The following is a 16,675-nucleotide window of genomic DNA, read 5'->3' as shown; positions in this document are numbered from 1 at the left end:
ATCCTCAGCGATGGGCCCAGGCCCAATAGAGTTCGCGCGCCTTGCGCCCCTTGGGGCCAAAGGCAAGCGTCTTGTCGTCGAAGCCGATGACCGGAACCACCTTTGAGATGTTGCCGGTCGAGAAGATCTCGTCGGCGGCGCGGAAGTCGTCGATCGACAGCGTGATCTCGTGGACGGTCTCGCCGGCATCGCGCAGAAGGCCGATGACGCGCTTGCGCGTGATGCCGGCCAGGAAGGTGCCGTTCGGAACCGGCGTGAAGTATTCGCCGCCCTTCACCAGGAACACATTGGCCGTGGCCAGCTCGGCGACATTGCCGGCGAAGTCCTGCACCAGCGCGTTGTGGAAGCCCTTGGCCCGCGCCTCGCGGATCATGCGGGCATTGTTGGGGTAGAGACAGGCCGCCTTGGCGTTGGTCGGCATGCATTCCACCGTCGGCCGGCGGAAGCGCGTGGTGGTGATGGTGAAGCCCTTCGGCTCGACCATCGGCATCTCCTCGAGGCAGAGCGCGAAGTCGGTCGAAGCGGGGTCGGCGGCAACCACCGAAGAGTCGCCTTCCTCAGCCCAGTACATGGGACGAATGTAGACGGCCGGATTGGGACCAAACTTCTTGAGGCCTTCATGCGTCAGGCCGATGATCTCAGCGTCGGAAAGCGTCGGTTCGAGGTCAAGGTTCCGGGCGGACTGATTGACACGCGCCGCATGCAGATCGAGGTCGGGGGCCACACCCTCGAAGGCACGGGCGCCATCGAACACCAGCGAGCCGAGCCAGGTGGCGTGGGAGTTGGCCCCGAGCACGCGGACGTCGCCCTCGTGCCAGGCGCCGTGATAATAGGTCCAGATACGGGACATCGTCTTGGCTTTCCTCTTGTTTTTGCGCTTCTCGTCAATGGACGGAGGCGTACATGATGCGCTCCTCGCTGGCGTCCAGCGGGGAGAATTCCTCGACCACGCGACCCTGGCGGCAGACCAGGATACGGTCGGAGAGTTTCAGGATTTCCGGCAGATAGGACGAGATCACCACCACCGCGAGCCCGTCGTCGGCGAGCTTTTCGATCAGGTGATGGATCTCGGCGATCGCCGCCACGTCGACTCCGCGCGTCGGCTCGTCGAAGATGACGAGGCGGGGCTTCTGCACGAGGCCCTTGCCGATCACCACCTTCTGCTGGTTGCCGCCGCTGAGTTCGACGACGCGCGCATCGGGATTGATCGCCCGAATGTTGAGCGTGCGGCTCCAACTCTCGGCGAGACGCGTCATCTCGGCCCGGCTGACCACCGGTATCTTGTTTTCACCGGCTGCAAGATGGCCGGAATAGAGGTTCTCGGCGATCGACATGGTTTCGAAGAAGCCTTCGAGCTTCCGGTCCTCAGTGACATAGACAATGCCGTCCTGCATCGCCGGTCGCGGCGTGTTGTAGCGCACGGGCTGGCCATCCAGCGCCACCTCTCCGCCGCGATTGAAGTCGCGCTTCATCACGCCGGCGATGATCTTGGCCGTTTCGGTTCTCCCGGAGCCGACGAGGCCGAACAGGCCGGTGATCTGGCCGGCGAAGATAGAGAAGGAGGTGTTCTTGACGATCGCTCCCATCGAAAGGTCCTGAACTGACAGCACCTTGTCGCCGACCGGCCGGACGGTCGTCTTGCGCTTGGCATCGCTGCCGGCCAGCGTGCGGCCGACCATGGCGCGAACGATGGTCTCGCGGGTGAAGTTGGCCGTGACGTCGGTGACGACGCGAGCACCGTCGCGCATCACCGTGATGCGGTCGGAGATCTGCAGCGCCTCTTCGAGCGCGTGGCTGATGAAGATCACCGCCACCTTGCGTTCCTTGAGCCGGCGAACGAGCGCAAAGAAGTGACGCTTCTCTTCGGGAGTGAGTGTTGCCGTCGGTTCGTCGAAGATGATGATCCGCGCCTTGAGGCGCACGGCGCGGGCGATCTCCACCATCTGCCGCTTGGCGGCGCCCAAGGTGGCCACCGTCGCCGTCGGATCGACAGTGAAGTTCAGCGATTGCAGGAACTGCTGCGCCGAGATGGCGACGCCGCGCAGCCGGTTCAGGAACTTCTCGTCGCCGAGATAGAGGTTCTGCGCCACCGTCATCGACGGTACCAGTGAGGTTTCCTGGAACACCATGGCGATGCCCTGCTTCAGCGCATCCGCCGGGCCGTCGAAAGTGACCGGCTTGCCGTCGAGCAGGATCTCGCCCGACGACGGCGGCACCACGCCGGCGATCATCTTGGTCAGCGTCGACTTGCCGGCGCCATTCTCGCCGAGAAGCGCATGCACTTCGCCCTCGGCAATATCGAAATCGACGGCGTCGACGGCGAGGTTGCCGCGATAGCTCTTGGAAAGGGCGCGCGTCTCGATCAGCGTCATGCCGCACCTGTCTCGATCTCGAGGACGGCGTTGCCGCCACGCGAGGCGGCAAACAGCACGCCGCCGATTTCAACCATGTCCTTGATGCCGTGCCGCCTGCCGTCGGCCCGGCTATGCAGGCTGGATATCGGGCGGAAGTGATCGTCGAGGCGGGCGATCAGGCCATAGGAGCGTCCCGGCGCCCAGGGCTTGCGCACACCCATGGTGACCACGCCGCCGCATTGCAGCGGTTCGAGAAAGGAGTTGCCTGAACTCATCTGCGGCGCGATCCAGAGATCGCGGGGAACCGTCGCGACCATGTCCTCGCGATAAGCGCGCTCGGTCAGCACCAGTTCGACAAGACGGTTGCGCGGCGCCATCAGCGTCAGCCAGATGCCACCGGTGGTGGCGCGTGCCAGTCGTGCCGGATAACCGGGCAGGTTGGAGAGCACCGGCTGGGGTTTTGAGCGACCGTCGCCGGTGATGCGGAGGAGCCTGTGGCGCGAAGCTTCGGACACGATCACCGACCGGTCGGGTTCGACGAGCAGGCCGGCTGGCCAGGCAAGCCCATCGGCAAGGATCCGGCCTTCCCCTTCCGCAAGGTCGAGCCGAAGCACGGCGCCGCTCGTCCCGTAGGCCATCAGGTCGCTTTGCCAGTCGTCGGCGGCGAAACGGGTCGAACCGTCGGCCACGTAGACAACGCCTTCGCCGGCCGTCGCAAGCGCGGTCGGTGCATGGATGCGGCGGCCGGCCACCTCGGTGATGATGCGTCCGTCAAAGCGACCACCCAAGAAGCGGATTTCGCCAGCAACAAGAGCAATAGCCAGACCACCGTCCGGAAAGGCCCCCAGGGCAGAAATGGTGGTTTCGAAGCGGCGAAATAGGGTCGGCGCGCCGCCCTCCAGAGGGAAGGCGAGAAGGTCGGCTCCCGAGGCGACCAGAAGCCGTCCCTCGTAAACGAGAAGAGCCTCGGGATGCGCCACTTCGGCAAAGGTCTCGGCGGTCTCAAGAAGCGTGTTGGGCCGGAAGGCACCATCCATCGGCGGGATGGTCACAGCCTTGCCGCGGAAGGGATCCAGAAGAGCGTCCCACCACATGTTCAGGCCCTCCCTTGGGGAAGGGCGATCTCGGCGACGGATGGCGTCTTGCCGTCCCAGTAGGACTTCCAACTGGTCCAGTTCGGGTCGGCGCCCGGAATCTTGAACCGGCCAATACGGTTGTTGAGGATGCCGCCGACGAACAGTTCGCCCTTGTGCTCGCGCATCGAAGTGACCATCGGGTGGTTCTTGCCGGTGAGATCGCCGAGCGTGCCGACGATGCGGCCGGTCTCGTCGAACTTGATGACACCGCCGGTGTTGATGTTGGGGAATAGCCAGTCGTCGCCCGGCAGGCGGCGCGTCATGCGCTTGCGGAAGCCGGGGTGGCGCAGCGACAAATCGAAGGTGGGCGTCCGCACCCCAAGCCAAGCCATCCAGTAGCAGCCATCGGAGGCGCGATTGATGTTGTCGGGATAGCCGGGCATGTCGGCGATCAGGCACTCCAGGGTGCCGGCTTTCGGTCCCTCGATCCAGTAGCGATGCACCGAGCAGGCCCAGCTCTCGGCGATCAGGATCGACCGGCCATCGTGAGCGAGGCAGACCCCGTTGGCATAGCGCAATCCGTCATGCACGGTCCTGGTGCGGCCGGTCTTCGGATCGTAGACCAGCAGGCGGCCGGTCGGGCGGCTCTCGATGGAGTCGAGCACCCAGTCGTGGGCGTCGTAGCGGGTTGTGGAGTCGGTGAACCAGACGCGCCCGTCCGGGCCGATGTCACAGTCATTGGGGTCGCGCAGGCGAGCGTCATCGACCACGGAAACCCAGGATCGGTTGGTCTCGGTGGAAAGCCGCGTCACCTCGCCGTCCTTGGCGATGGAATACAGACCCATGGCACCAACGCAGGTCTTGATCGAGCCATCGCTGTCCATGGCGAGACCAAGTGGGAAGCCGCCGATATGGGCGAACACTTCCGAGCGCTTGTAGTCGGGTCCGAACCAGCGAACGATCTCGCCATGGCGCGTGCCGGCATAGAGGTTGCCGTCCTCGTCGAGAATGACGTCCTCGGGCCCTTCCACCTCGCCAAGGGCAATAGGCGAGGCTTCCGACAGATGGTCATTGAGGGCGTAGGCGCCGCCGCCGTTGGGCAGAGCCGACTCGTCGCCGCTCATCCGGTGATGAACCGGAGCGACGTAGACCTCGGCCAGCACCTTGTGGCGGTTCTTCGCCCAACGGATATCGAGCACCACGGCGAAGGCCAGCATGAAGCCGAGGACCAACTGGTTGGAGCCGGTGCCGTAGCCGAGGCGGATCAGGCCGTTGGTCATGGTCAGCACGGCAATGGCACCCATCAGGCCTTTGGCGATCGAACCTCGGCCTCCGCCCAGCGAGTTGCCGCCAACCACGGCGGCGGTCAGCGCGGCAAGTTCGAGCCCGGAACCGGTGCCAGGCCCCGCGCCCGAAAGCCGGGCGGCAAACAGGAAGCCGGCAATGCCCGCGCTGAGGCCGGAGATGACATAGGTGAGGAACACCGTACGGCGCACCGGAATGCCGGCGTTGAAGGCCGAGCGGCGCGAGCCGCCGACGGCGGAAATGTGCCAGCCGAGCCGTGAGCGGCTGAGCAGCACGTGGGCCAAAAGCGCAAACGCGCCCGCAATCAGGATCGACACCGGCAGACCGACGGGCGAGCCGGTGCCGATGTAATCGAACTGATCGTTGAGGATCGGCGACATCTGAAGCTGTTTGCCCCAGGCGATGATCAGGATGTCGTAGAGCGACCTGCCCATGATCAGCGTGACCAGCGTCGTCAGGAAGGCGCGCAGGCGCAGATAGCCGATCAGCACGCCGTTGAAGGCGCCGCAAAGGCCGCCGGTGGCAATCGCCAGGACGAGAGCGAGCGATGCCGGCAGCTCCCAGAGATAGATTCCGACCACCGACATGAACACGGAGAGTGCGTAGATCGAGCCGACCGAGAGGTCGATGCCGCCACCGAGCATGACGATGGTAAGACCAATGACGACGATCAGGAACTCGCCGAGCTGGCGCGTCGTGTCCAGCAGGCTGGCGGGCGCAAAGAAGCCATTGATCGCTGTTCCGAAGATGGCGATGACGGCCGACAGCAGCAGGAAGGGCACGAGGTTATCGGCCCAGCGCTTGGTTAGAATCTCGCCGACGAGGTGGGAGGGAATCGCGTTGTAGAAAAAGCGCGACAGGCTCTCGGGTAGGCGCATGAGACTTCCACCTGATCGATCATCCGGCCGGTGCTACCGGATCGGATAGTCCGCATTCGAAACGAGGGATGGAGGCGGCCGCTGGCTCGGCCGCCTCCGCTTGACGCACGCCGCTCTCCCGGCTCGAAGAGGAAGAGCGGTCGTCTGCACCTTTACTTGGCAAGCGCAGCTTCGGCGGCCTGCACGTCCTTGAGACTCCAGCAGGTGCCGGGCTTGAGGTCGGCCTTGGTGGTGGCGGTCTCCAGCGTGTAGATCCAGCTCTTGGCCTGACCCGGCTTGAGACCGGATTGAAGCAGGAACTTCAGCAGTGCCGAGATGTCGCGCGACTGTCCCTTGACGTCGGTCATGACGACGGCGTGGAAGGTGCCGTCTTCCAGCGCCTTGCAGTCGAGCTCCTCGCCACCGCCGGTGGTGACCAGTTTGACCTTATCCTGAAGGCCGGCGTCGCGGATCGCTGCGGCGGTACCGGCGGCGGTGTTGTCCCAGAAGTCGATGATCGAGCAGACTTCCGGATGCTGCTGCAGCAGCGTCGTCGCGACGTTGCGGGCAGTGGTGACGTCCCAGTTGCTGTCCGGCGCGCCGACGATCTCGAAGTCGGGATGGTCCTTCAGCACCTTGGCGATGCCGGCATACTGGTCGAGCGACGACGAGTTGACCTGGTCGCCCTGGATGAGGCCGATCTTCTTCGACGAGCCGTCGCCGCAAGCCGCGACGGCAGCTTTGGCTTCAAGTTCGCCCAGTGTCTCCCAGTTGGAGCCGACGAAGGCGTCGGAGGCAAAGTTCGAGCGGTTGTCGACCTGGATCACGAAGATGCCGGCGTCTTGCGCGCGCTTGAACAGCTTGGAATAGGACGTGAGGTCGGGCGTGTGGACGAGGATCGCCGCCGGCTTGTCAGCCGAAGAGATCAGATCGGTGATCGCCTGGGCACCAGCCGCCGTATCCCAGTTGGGATCGCGGGTTTCCCAGACGCCGCCGAAGCCGCGCACCTCGCTGCCGATATAGTGGTTCCAGCCCTGCGCCAGGTCGAAGCCGAGCGCGAGCGGGATCAGCACCACCTTCTTGCCGGCCAGCGACTGCTGGACATAGGCCGGGCCGGGGTCGCCGGTTTCCTGGGCGAACGCGGGCAGGGTGGCGAGGCAGAGGGCGGCGGCAAGTGTCCGCGCCAGCTTTGTCTTGATCGTCATGAGTGGTTCCTTTTCAAGGGTTTCCTACCCGGTGAGTGCATCGCTTCGCCCCCCTCGAGCCAAGCGATGGCTTTCCAATTCCTGCCCGTTTTCCGGTGGTACGTCGCGTCGCGACGGCCGGAAGAGGATCATATGTCTCCTTGCTGCCCGACCTGTTCGTCGCGCGGGTTGAGGCGGCTGTCGATGACCAGGGCGACGAGCAGGATCGTAGCCTTGATCAGGTTCTGGTAGATGTTCGGCAGGTCGAGAATGGTCATGCCATTGAGCATGATGCCGATCAGCAAGGCGCCGATGACGACGTTGCGCATGCCGCCCTTGCCGCCGGAAAGGCCGATGCCACCGATCACCACCACGAGGATGACGTCATAGAGCAGCGTCGAGTTGACGACGCGGGTATTGATCGACTGCAGGCCGGCGGCGGTGATCAGGCCGGCCAGCCAGGCGATCAGCGCCGATGCCACATACTGGCCGATGATCATCGGCCGCACCGGGATGCCCATGGTGCGGGCCGCCTGATAGTTGTCGCCCATATAGTAGACGTAACGGCCGAACTTGGTGAAACGTAGCGCGACAAAGCTCAGGAAGGCGGCAGCGGCGAACATCAACACTTCGATCGGCATGTGCGCGAACCGTGCCTGTCCGAACTCCAGGATGAATGAAGCCGACGGCGGCACCGGCACGGCGTCCTGCACGATGAAACGCGAACGGACGAGGCCGAACACGAAGCTGGCGGTGGCGAGCGTGGCAAACACTGCCGGCACTTCGGCATAGGCGATCAGCAGCCCGTTGATGATGCCCACCGCCACCACACCGGCAAATACGATGGCCGTGGCGACAAGCGGCGACGTACCGGCGTTCATCATCGCAAGCTGCCAGGCGGTGGCCATGGCCATCACCGCGACCATCGAGAGGTCAATGCCCCGGCCGATCACCACGATGCCCATGCCGACGGCGAGAATGCCCAGCACCGATACCGACCGCAGGATGGCCACCAAATTGTTCGGCGCCAGGAAGCCGTCGAGAAGAACGGCATAAGCGGCGAACAATACGACGGCGAACAGGAAAACGATGCGCTCCTGGCTGAGCGTTCCGGACTTCAGAACGGACATGCCGCCAACTCTCTCTGCTGAAAACAAAGTCAGCCTAAAAGGCCGGCATAAATGCGTCCAATGCATTTTTCGGATCAAGAATGATGCGAAATGGGAATAAGAGGGGCGAATTGCGCAAGGAACGGAAAGGAGGTTCGCTGGAGGCGAATTTTTCGGAATGTCTTTGCGCGGAAAAGGCGATTGAGAGCAGTAGGTTTTTGTGGGCGACCGCGAACGGGGAGAGGCGCGAGCATCAACTCCGTTTCAATTTTGTGCACAGGTTACGGGGTGCATGCGCCCGCCGCATCAAGGCAAGATTCGCATCAGTGACGCCGAAGAAGTATTTTTACGCGCGAAAAAAATGAACTTGACGTGAGGAATGGTGACTGCAAGATTCCTCAGTTGAAAAGCGCACTTGCTCGTTCCGACTTCTGGGCGGCAATCTCATGAATGGCGCCCCGCCATGGAAGCATTTACAATGGCTGTGGTGCTCCGGTTGCGGGTGGAACGGGGATGGCAGAGTGACCACGACAATCCGAACGATGGAAGAGTTCTCCGACTACGTCGGTCTGTCGCGTCCAACCGTTTCCCGCTATTTCAACGACCCCAACTCCGTCCGGCGCCAGACGCGTGAAGCCATCGAGAAGGCGATCAAGGAATCCGGTTTTCGGCCGAACCTGTTCGCAGTGAACCTCAATCGCCGGCGCACCAACATCCTCGGCATCATCATCCCCAACTCGACCGACGTGTTCTACATGGCGCTGACGAGGCGCGTCGAGGTTCTGGCCGAGGAAGCCGGCTATCTTGCCTTCGTTCTCTCGTCCGATGGCAAGCCGAAGCTCGAGGAACGGGCGATCGAGACCTTCAAGGCAATGAACGTCGCCGGCGCCGTCATCGCGCCGCTCGGCGTGCAGTCCCATCTCGAGAAGTTGGCCCGGCTGGGTGCCAGCATCCCGCTCATCTACGTCGACTCGCAGCTCGACGCCGCCTCGGCCTTCGTCGGCACCGACAACCGTCAGAGCTTCCGTCTCATCGTCGACTATCTGTCGCGCTCGGGCGACGCGCCCTGCTATTTCGGCATGCCCTCGGTCAACCGCAATGCCGGCGAGCGTCGGGAAGCCTATCGTCTGGCGATGGAGGCCCTGAAGCTGGAGCCGCGCTACGTGGCGACGCTGCCGGACACCTCCTGGGACTTCGAGCGCTTCGGCTTCACCGAGACGTGCCGCATTCTGGCAGAGGGCGGTTTTCCCACGCGAACGGTACTCTGCGCCAACGACCGTATCGCCTTCGGCGTTCTCGCCGCCGCCTATCAGGCCGGCCTCAAGGTCGGGCGGGGCGACGATTGCGACCTGCGTATCGCCGGACACGACGACCATCCGCTGTCGCGCTACACCTGCCCGCCGCTGACCACCGTCGCGCAGAACTACAACGAAATCGGCCGCATCGCCGTGGAGTTGCTGCTGCACAAGATCAATGCCCGCTTCGATGAGGACGTCGAACCCCGGCCGAACGAGCGCGTGCTGCTCAACGCCGAGATCATGCTGCGCACGTCGGCCTGACCGGTTTCCTTCTCCGCACAAAAAAGAACCCTCCCCATGCCTGGGCATGGGGAGGGTGCGCGGCTAGCGGTCTATTTGTCAGGCTTTTGTCTGGCTGCGCAGGATAGGTTCGTTGTGCACGGTCACGCCAACGCCAGCCTTGAGCTTGTCGATGCGGGCGGCGCAGGCCGTGACGGCGGACGTGCCGGTCAGGAGATCGAAACGAATGCGGAAGCGGGCTTCTCCGCCCGGCTCCAGCGTCTTGAGCCGGCCGGCGGCCCGCTCGACCGGCAGCGGATATGGGTAGTTGGAGCCCGGCTCCAGCCCGGTCACATAGCCCTGCCTGTCGGTGTCGGTGTTCTTCCAGAGCGTGAAGGCCGGCATTTCCTCGACATGGTAGGTCACCGAGAAGCCAAGCGTTTCCGTGGCATTGATCAGTGCCACCTCGGTGCGGCCGTCGGCACCGGCCGCAAGCTCGCAGGCATAGAGCATCTCGTCGAAATCGCGCGTCGGACCGCGATAGAGGTCCCAGCTCGCGAGGTCGGGCTTGGCGGCGTCGTTGAACGGGGTGACGTGGGTGAACGGCCCGACGACGCGGGCGCCTTCCTCCAGCACCGGACGCCCGACGTTGGTGTGGTAGATCACCTCGTAGGAGTGGGCATAGTCGGCGCGGTTGACCAACCGGTCGTCGAGCGAGAACCCGGTGTCGCCTGGCACGACGGTCAATTCGGTGAAGGTCTCGAACTCGACGTTCTTGAATGCCTTCTCCTTGATGAGCCCGCACAGCGTGATGCGATGAGGCGCCTCACGCGAAATGCGCACCTCGACCTTGGAGGCCGGCGTGTTGCCGGCCCGGCCGTGCAGCGTATAGACCTTGTCGCCGTCGACCATCGGGTGGCCGGTCCACTCGTAGCCGCAGCGCACCATCAGCTCGTTGAAGCCTTCGAGCCAACCGAGGCCATTGCGCTCGCCGAGGCGGATGAACGAGGGATGCACGACCTCGTCGATCGGCGACGCCCAGCCGAAGTCGACGCCGTCGAGGCTCGCCTTCAGGATGCCCATGCCGCGCGTCGGGATGACGGTCACCGCGAGGCGTCCGGCCCGAATGGTGACGAGCGTGCTGCCCTCCTGCCGGCCGCCGTGCAGCGTCCTCTTGACGATCTCGAAAGGCGTGTCGCCCTTGAGACCGAGCTCGCCGGAGGTGACCGACCAATCGGCAACCTCAAGCCCGCCGGCCGTGTCGGTCAGCGTGAAGATGATGTCATCCATTTGCCTTGCGTCCTGTTTGGCCGCCTCAGAGGCAGGCCTTGAAGTAGTCGTCGAGCACGAGATCGACCATGGCCAGGGAGAGGCCGTGGGCGGTGGGCTCGACCCGGTCGCGCCGGACACCCTCATAGACGCCACGCAGATACTGGGAGATCAGCGTCTCGGGAATGGGCGTGGTGCCGAAGAGGGCGAGGAGGTCCTCGGCGGCCTTGGCGATTTCCGGCTCCGGCCAGTAGTAGCGGATGCGGTCCGAGTAGCTGAAGTGCCGCTGCAGACGCTGCTCGTCGGGCGTGCCGAAGTAATACTTCGCCCAGTTGTCGGGATGGGCGAGCATCACCCGCTCGAAGGTGGCGGCGAGCGTCTCCTTGCGGCGTCCGGCGTAAAGAACCTCGGCGATGTGGTCGAGGCCGTAGAGCGCTTCGCGCAGCGCGAAGGTCAGGGCCGGGCCGACCTTGAGGATGGAGAACCCGTTGTCGACGAGCGCCTTCAGCGCCTCGGGCGTCTGGTAGTCGGTGGAGTGCGCCTCGAAGACGAACCCCTTCAGTTCGGACAGCGTTGCCGAGAGAGAAGCCGCCTTGTCGACATCGAAGGCGACGACATTGTGGTTGCCGAACTCGACGCCGGGCTGCACCACCGCGCCGACGGCGCGGTCGAAGGCGTCGGCGATGCCGGCCTTGGCGAAGGCCTCGCGGTGGACGCGGATCGTCTCGCGCGCCGCCTCGGGCTTGGTGACTTCCAGTTCCTCGATCTCTTCCATGGCGCCGCCGGGGATCGGCACCTCGGTGCCGACGATGTAGACCGGCTTGACGGCGGCATCCTTGGTTGCCGCTTCGGCGACGGTGGCGAGCGCCGCCGCCCGTTCGGCGGTCAGCGCATCGGCGAGGGCCACCGGCTCACCGGCGCAGCCCATCGAGGTGTCGAGATGAAGCTTGGTGAACCCGGCCCTGGCGAAGGCGTCGATCATCACCTTGGCCTTGTCCATGGCCTCGGTGGCCGGCAGCTTCTTCCACGGGTTGGGACCAAGATGGTCGCCGCCGAGGATGACGCGGTCGAACGGGAAGCCTACCCGCTTGGCGATCGCTTCCACGAAGTTGCGGAAGTCTCGCGGCGTCATCCCGGTGTAGCCGCCATCCTGGTTGACCTGGTTGCAGGTCGCCTCGATCAGCACCGGCAGGCCGAGGCGGGCGGCATGGCGCATGGCCGCCTCGATCACCACGGGGTGGGCCGAGCAGATCGACGGAATGCCGCGCAGGCCCGACGCACGGAAGCGCCACGTGGAAATGTCGCTGAGCGGGTTGGTAGCCATGTCTTCAGCTCCTCTGTTCGGCAATCAATGCGTCGAGTTCGGCGCGGGTCGACGCGCCTTCCATCGGGCCGGAACGGGTGACCGCGCGGGCACCGGCGGCATTGGCATAGCGGAGCGCCGTCTCGGGATCGGCGCCGGCAAGCCAGAAGGTGACGAAAGTGGCGCCGAAGCAGTCGCCGGCCCCGGTGGGATCGACTTCCGTCACCCGGAATCCCGGCAGGCTGACCTCGCCGGTCGCATCGAAGTATGTGGCGCCGGCCGCGCCGCGTTTCAGAACCACCGCCTTGACGCCGCCCTTCAGAAGGTTGGCGACGGCTTCCTTCTCGCTGTCGGCCGGCGAGAACAGGAACAGTTCCTCGCCGCTCGGCAGGAACAGGTCGGTTTCGGCCAGTACGACGGCCAGCGCTTCGCGCATGCCGGGGCTGTTCAGGATCTCGGCGCGGAGGTTGGGGTCGAACGACACGGTGCCGCCCTTGGCCTTGATCGTCCGCGTCGCCTTGAGAACCGCTTCGACGACGCTCGGCGCGTAGAGCGACGAGCCCATGACATGCATGTGGGTGCAGGTCTCGACCAGAGCCGCGGCCGGCCCCTTGAGGGCGATGGTGCCGCAGGCGCTGTGGCGGATGTTGAACACGAAGTTGCGACCGCCATCCTCGCGGTAGCGCACGAAGGCGCTGCCGGTGGTGCCGAGCGGATCGACCTCGATACCCGAGACGTCCACGCCGTCGCGCTTCAGCCTCTCCAGATTGACGTGGCCGAAATCGTCTTCTCCAACCCGCGAAATGATCGCCGACGCCTGCCCGAGCTTGCCGACCTGATCGATGAAGATGGCCGGCGCGCCGGAGGGGAAGGGGCCGATCAGCTTGACCGGTTCGCGGAATCCGTTGCCGCGTTCGGTCGCGACGATTTCCACCAGCACTTCGCCGATGGTGAGAACCTTGCTCTGACCCATTACTGCTTGGCCCGCTTGGAGCGAACGTCAAGCCAGACGGCCAGCAGGATGACCATGCCCTTGACGATCAACTGATAGAAGTAGGGAACGGACAGCATGTTCATGCCGTTGTTCATGATGCCGATGATCAGCGCGCCGATGAGGGTGCCGATCATGGTGCCGACGCCGCCGGCAAGGCTGGTGCCGCCAAGGACGGCCGCCGCGATGGCGTCGAGCTCGTAGCTGGTGCCGGCGTTGGTCTGCGCTGAATAGAGGCGCGAGGACAGGAGGATGCCGGAGATCGCCGCCATGATGCCGGAGATCATGAAGATGGTGATCTTCACCCGGTCGACCTTGATGCCCGAATAGACAGCCGCTTCGCGGTTGCCGCCGGTGAGATAGGCACGGCGACCGAAGGTCGTCTTCGACAGGAGCACATGGTTGAAGACGAACAGCACCACGACGATCCAGATGATGATCGGCAGGCCGACGAAGCTCTCTGCGCCGATGGCGATCCAGGTGGGATCCTCGATCATCGCCGGTGCGCCGTTGGTCGGCAGACTGACGAGGCCGCGGAAGATGCCCATCGTCGCCACCGTCACGATGAACGATGGCAGTCCGAGCTTGGCGGTGAGCACGCCGTTGGCAAGACCCATCGCCGCGCCGGCCAGCAGCGTCAGCACCAGCGTCGGCATGAAGCCGAAGCCGGCCAGAAAGGCCTGCGCGGCGGCCATGCCGGCGACGGCGATGATCGAGCCGATGGAGAGGTCGATCTCGCCGAGCAGGATCACCCAGGTCATGCCGAAGGCCGCGATGGCGATCACCGCGATCTGCTGCAGCACGTTCATGAAGTTGGCAACCGTCATGAAGCGCGGGTTCATCACCGAGAAGATGATGCAGAGGACGACCAGGGAAACCAGGATGCCGCCATACTGCCGAAGCAGCTTGGCATAGGGCTTCTGGGCGAGGCTTACGTGTTTCTCTTCGCTCATGACGTGATACCTGTCGCGTGGGCCATGACCGTTTCGGGAGTCGCGCCGCCGGAGAGCGTGGCGCTGAGCCGGCCCTCGTGCATGACGACGAGGCGATCGCTCATCCCGAGGACTTCCGGCAGCTCGGAGGAGACCAGCAGGATCGCCGTACCCTCGGCCGCCAGCTGGCGGATGATCTTGTAGATTTCAAACTTGGCGCCGACGTCGACGCCGCGCGTCGGCTCGTCGAGGATCAGGATGCGCGGCTGGGTCAACAGCCACTTGGCGAGGACCGCCTTCTGCTGATTGCCGCCGGAAAGCGAGCCGACCGGCGTGTCGACCGACGCCGTCTTGATGGTCAGCCGTCCGACTTCGTCCAGCGCCGCCTTGCGCTCCTGCCGCTTGCGCATGAAGCCGAGCGACGCGGCGAAGCGGCCGAGCGCCGCCATGGAGATGTTCCATTCCACGCTATGGGCGAGGACGAGCCCCTCTTCCTTGCGGTTCTCGGTGACGAAGGCGATGCGACGGCCGATGGCGTCGACTGGCGACGAGATGTTTGCCGTCTCGCCATCGATGCGGATGCTGCCGGTGGCGGCCTTCATGCCGAACAACGCGTTCATCATCTCCGAACGGCCGGAGCCGATCAGGCCGAAGAAGCCGAGGATCTCGCCCTTGCGCACGTCGAAGGAGACATCCTCGAACTCGCCCGAACGGCTGAACCCCTCGACGGAGAGGACCGGCGCTTCGCTTGTCGCCGGCGCGGCGGTGAGGCGCGGCGGGTAGATCTCGTTCATCTGCCGTCCGACCATCATGGCGATCAGCTCGTCGATGGTGACGTCCTCGCGCTGCCGGGTGGCGATGAACTCGCCGTCGCGGATGACGGTGATGTCGTCGGAAAGCCGCATGATCTCTTCCATGCGGTGCGAGATGTAGATGACGGCGACGCCCTTGGCCTTGAGGCGGCCGATGATCGAGAACAGAATCTCCGTCTCGGCATCGGTGAGAGAGGAGGTCGGTTCATCGAGAATGACGAGGCGTGGATTGGGGATCGACAGCCCCTTGGCGATCTCGACGAGCTGGCGCTGGGCCATGGAGAGATTGCCGACCTTCTCGGTGACGTCGATCGGCAGGCCGAGGTCGCGGACGATCTCGGCAGCGCGGCGTTCGAGGGCCTGATCGTTGATGAAGCCGTAGACCGCGGGTTCGCGGGTCGCCAGGATGTTCTCGGCCACCGTCATGTTGTTGCAGAGGCTGAGCTCCTGGAACACGATGGTCAGGCCACGGGCCGCCGCCTGCTGCGGATTTTCCGGCTTGTAGGGGCTGCCGCAGAACTCGACCTCGCCGGTCGTGGCGTAATAGACGCCGGCCAGGATCTTCATCAGCGTCGACTTGCCGGCTCCGTTTTCGCCGAGCAGCGTATGAACGCGGCCGGCGCGCACCGTGAGGTGCATGTTCTTGAGCGCGGCGACCGGGCCGAACAGCTTGGATACGTTGTTGATCTTGAGAATGACGTCGCTGGTCGCGGCCGACATGCCCGCCTCCTTTCCGACGCGAGTGCCCTCGGCGCGACTGACGCCGGATTGGCCGTTGAGAAAGGCGCGGGACCGCCCAAAGACTGCCCCGCGCTCCTTCAGCTTATATCACTTGCGGGTGTAGACGCCCGGCTCGATCGGCTGCTCGGCAGGAACTTCCTTGCCGGCGATGACGTCGATGGCCGTGTCGACGGCCCGCTTGCCCATCTCGCCCGGGAACTGCTGGATGACGCCGACCATGACCGGGTTGGTGTCGACCGCATTGCGGGCTTCTTCCATGCCGTCGAAGCCGATCACCTTGACCTGGTTCTCGAGACCGGCCGACTTCACCGCCACGGCGGCGGCCAGCGCGGCGTCGTCGCCGAAGCCGAAGATACCCTGGATGTCGGGATTGGCCTGCAGCATGTTCTGGGCGGCGGCCAGCGCTTCGGCGCGGGTGATGCCGGTCTGCTGGGCGACGATCTCGACGTCCTTGTGCTCGCCGATGGCCTTCTTGAAGCCGTCGATGCGGTTCACCACCGACTGCACGGTCGGGTAGTCGATGATCGCGACCTTGCCCTTGTCACCGAGCTCCTTGGCCATCAGTTCGCCGGCCTTGACGCCACCGGCGTAGTTGTCGGTGCCGATGTAGGACGTGACGTCGACGCCGGTAGCCGGCACGTCGACGGTGATCACCTTGATGCCGGCCTTCTGGGCCTTCTCGATCACGGCCTTGACGCCCTTGCTGTCGACCGGCGACAGCACGATGACGTCGACGCCCTTGACGATGAAGTCCTCAACGTCGGCGAGCTGCTTGTTGAGGTCCTGATTGGCGATCGCCACCTCGAGCTTTACGTCCTTAGCGGTCGCCTCGGCCTTCATGGCGTCGGCGAGCTCGATGTAGAACGGATGCTGCTGGGTGAGCAGCGAGGCGCCGATACCGTCGGCCATGGCCGACGTGGCGAGGAAGGCGAAGGCGGAGCCGGCGAGAGCCAGGCGAGCAAGCGAACGAATGGTCATCTTGTTCCTCCCACATGGCCGCCGCTCCGACCCATCCTCGGGGTCGGGAGACATGTCGGCCGGTGTTGAACGGTTGGGCAGACAAGCCCCGCATGGCGGAACTCTGCCCGTTGGGGCCTTGAAAGGCCCGTTGACGAACGTGCTCCAACGGAGGTGCGCCCTCCGTTTCAGCGAGCCCAACACACCATGGAATCTTGTCGCATGTCAACATAGAAATTTTACGCGCGTAATAATTTCGGACACCGCA

At 64.5% G+C, this 16,675-nt stretch carries 13 protein-coding genes; 1 reads left to right on the top strand and 12 read right to left on the bottom strand.

The window, feature by feature from the left end:
* Positions 1-4: 4 nt before the first annotated feature.
* The 6 genes from QQZ18_RS13100 to QQZ18_RS13075 all read right to left on the bottom strand — a co-directional run bounded on the left by QQZ18_RS13100 (position 5) and on the right by QQZ18_RS13075 (position 7,906).
* Positions 5-850 (bottom strand): branched-chain amino acid aminotransferase, encoded by an 846-nt coding sequence (locus QQZ18_RS13100; protein ID WP_284541367.1) that lies wholly within the window; start codon positions 848-850, stop codon positions 5-7.
* 34 nt (positions 851-884) lie between these two features.
* Positions 885-2,372 (bottom strand): sugar ABC transporter ATP-binding protein, encoded by a 1,488-nt coding sequence (locus tag QQZ18_RS13095; RefSeq protein ID WP_284541366.1) that lies wholly within the window; start codon positions 2,370-2,372, stop codon positions 885-887.
* Positions 2,369-3,448 carry a hypothetical protein gene (locus tag QQZ18_RS13090; RefSeq protein WP_284541365.1) on the bottom strand — a complete coding sequence of 360 codons (1,080 nt, stop codon included), beginning with the start codon at positions 3,446-3,448 and terminating at the stop codon, positions 2,369-2,371. The genes QQZ18_RS13095 and QQZ18_RS13090 overlap by 4 nt, the downstream gene beginning before the upstream one ends.
* Positions 3,449-3,450: 2 nt before the next feature.
* The gene (locus QQZ18_RS13085; RefSeq protein WP_284541364.1) at positions 3,451-5,613 is read right to left on the bottom strand and encodes an ABC transporter permease; all 2,163 of its coding nucleotides are present in this window, start codon (positions 5,611-5,613) and stop codon (positions 3,451-3,453) included.
* Positions 5,614-5,765: 152 nt separating this feature from the next.
* The gene (locus QQZ18_RS13080; RefSeq protein WP_284541363.1) at positions 5,766-6,797 is read right to left on the bottom strand and encodes a sugar ABC transporter substrate-binding protein; all 1,032 of its coding nucleotides are present in this window, start codon (positions 6,795-6,797) and stop codon (positions 5,766-5,768) included.
* A 128-nt stretch (positions 6,798-6,925) separates the two neighbouring features.
* Entirely contained in the window at positions 6,926-7,906 is a 981-nt protein-coding gene (locus QQZ18_RS13075) for an ABC transporter permease (protein ID WP_284541362.1), read from the bottom strand.
* A 521-nt stretch (positions 7,907-8,427) separates the two neighbouring features.
* Between QQZ18_RS13075 and QQZ18_RS13070 the strand changes: the two genes are divergently transcribed.
* Positions 8,428-9,444, top strand: a complete 1,017-nt coding sequence (locus QQZ18_RS13070) for a LacI family DNA-binding transcriptional regulator (protein ID WP_284541874.1) — start codon at positions 8,428-8,430, stop codon at positions 9,442-9,444.
* Between the two features lie 78 nt (positions 9,445-9,522).
* Here the strand turns inward: QQZ18_RS13070 and QQZ18_RS13065 are convergent, their stop codons facing one another.
* The 6 genes from QQZ18_RS13065 to QQZ18_RS13040 form a co-directional block, all read right to left on the bottom strand.
* Complete coding sequence (locus tag QQZ18_RS13065; RefSeq protein WP_284541361.1) at positions 9,523-10,692, bottom strand: aldose 1-epimerase family protein; 1,170 nt, start codon at positions 10,690-10,692, stop codon at positions 9,523-9,525.
* 25 nt (positions 10,693-10,717) lie between these two features.
* Entirely contained in the window at positions 10,718-11,995 is a 1,278-nt protein-coding gene (locus QQZ18_RS13060; RefSeq protein ID WP_284541360.1) for a D-tagatose-bisphosphate aldolase, class II, non-catalytic subunit, read from the bottom strand.
* A 4-nt stretch (positions 11,996-11,999) separates the two neighbouring features.
* Complete coding sequence (locus QQZ18_RS13055; RefSeq protein WP_284541359.1) at positions 12,000-12,947, bottom strand: tagatose kinase; 948 nt, start codon at positions 12,945-12,947, stop codon at positions 12,000-12,002.
* A complete protein-coding gene (locus QQZ18_RS13050; RefSeq protein ID WP_284541358.1) occupies positions 12,947-13,918 on the bottom strand; it encodes an ABC transporter permease in 972 nt (323 codons plus the stop codon). The genes QQZ18_RS13055 and QQZ18_RS13050 overlap by 1 nt, the downstream gene beginning before the upstream one ends.
* Positions 13,915-15,429 (bottom strand): sugar ABC transporter ATP-binding protein, encoded by a 1,515-nt coding sequence (locus QQZ18_RS13045; protein ID WP_284541357.1) that lies wholly within the window; start codon positions 15,427-15,429, stop codon positions 13,915-13,917. The genes QQZ18_RS13050 and QQZ18_RS13045 overlap by 4 nt, the downstream gene beginning before the upstream one ends.
* A 108-nt stretch (positions 15,430-15,537) precedes the next feature.
* A complete protein-coding gene (locus QQZ18_RS13040) occupies positions 15,538-16,428 on the bottom strand; it encodes a substrate-binding domain-containing protein (protein WP_284541356.1) in 891 nt (296 codons plus the stop codon).
* Positions 16,429-16,675 lie beyond the last annotated feature (247 nt).

Origin of the sequence: Pleomorphomonas sp. T1.2MG-36 (genome assembly GCF_950100655.1) — a bacterium.
Lineage (GTDB): Bacteria > Pseudomonadota > Alphaproteobacteria > Rhizobiales > Pleomorphomonadaceae > Pleomorphomonas.
The sequence above is the reverse complement of the archived record's forward strand: the minus strand, read 5'-3'. Positions and strand labels throughout refer to the sequence as shown.

Excerpts from the sequence above, each read along its gene's own strand:
- QQZ18_RS13100 (WP_284541367.1), bottom strand. The coding sequence starts at position 850 with ATGTCCCGTATCTGGACCTATTATCACGGCGCCTGGCACGAGGGCGAC.
- QQZ18_RS13095 (WP_284541366.1), bottom strand. The coding sequence starts at position 2,372 with ATGACGCTGATCGAGACGCGCGCCCTTTCCAAGAGCTATCGCGGCAAC.
- QQZ18_RS13090 (WP_284541365.1), bottom strand. The coding sequence starts at position 3,448 with ATGTGGTGGGACGCTCTTCTGGATCCCTTCCGCGGCAAGGCTGTGACC.
- QQZ18_RS13085 (WP_284541364.1), bottom strand. The coding sequence starts at position 5,613 with ATGCGCCTACCCGAGAGCCTGTCGCGCTTTTTCTACAACGCGATTCCC.
- QQZ18_RS13080 (WP_284541363.1), bottom strand. The coding sequence starts at position 6,797 with ATGACGATCAAGACAAAGCTGGCGCGGACACTTGCCGCCGCCCTCTGC.
- QQZ18_RS13075 (WP_284541362.1), bottom strand. The coding sequence starts at position 7,906 with ATGTCCGTTCTGAAGTCCGGAACGCTCAGCCAGGAGCGCATCGTTTTC.
- QQZ18_RS13070 (WP_284541874.1), top strand. The coding sequence starts at position 8,428 with ATGGAAGAGTTCTCCGACTACGTCGGTCTGTCGCGTCCAACCGTTTCC.
- QQZ18_RS13065 (WP_284541361.1), bottom strand. The coding sequence starts at position 10,692 with ATGGATGACATCATCTTCACGCTGACCGACACGGCCGGCGGGCTTGAG.
- QQZ18_RS13060 (WP_284541360.1), bottom strand. The coding sequence starts at position 11,995 with ATGGCTACCAACCCGCTCAGCGACATTTCCACGTGGCGCTTCCGTGCG.
- QQZ18_RS13055 (WP_284541359.1), bottom strand. The coding sequence starts at position 12,947 with ATGGGTCAGAGCAAGGTTCTCACCATCGGCGAAGTGCTGGTGGAAATC.
- QQZ18_RS13050 (WP_284541358.1), bottom strand. The coding sequence starts at position 13,918 with ATGAGCGAAGAGAAACACGTAAGCCTCGCCCAGAAGCCCTATGCCAAG.
- QQZ18_RS13045 (WP_284541357.1), bottom strand. The coding sequence starts at position 15,429 with ATGTCGGCCGCGACCAGCGACGTCATTCTCAAGATCAACAACGTATCC.
- QQZ18_RS13040 (WP_284541356.1), bottom strand. The coding sequence starts at position 16,428 with ATGACCATTCGTTCGCTTGCTCGCCTGGCTCTCGCCGGCTCCGCCTTC.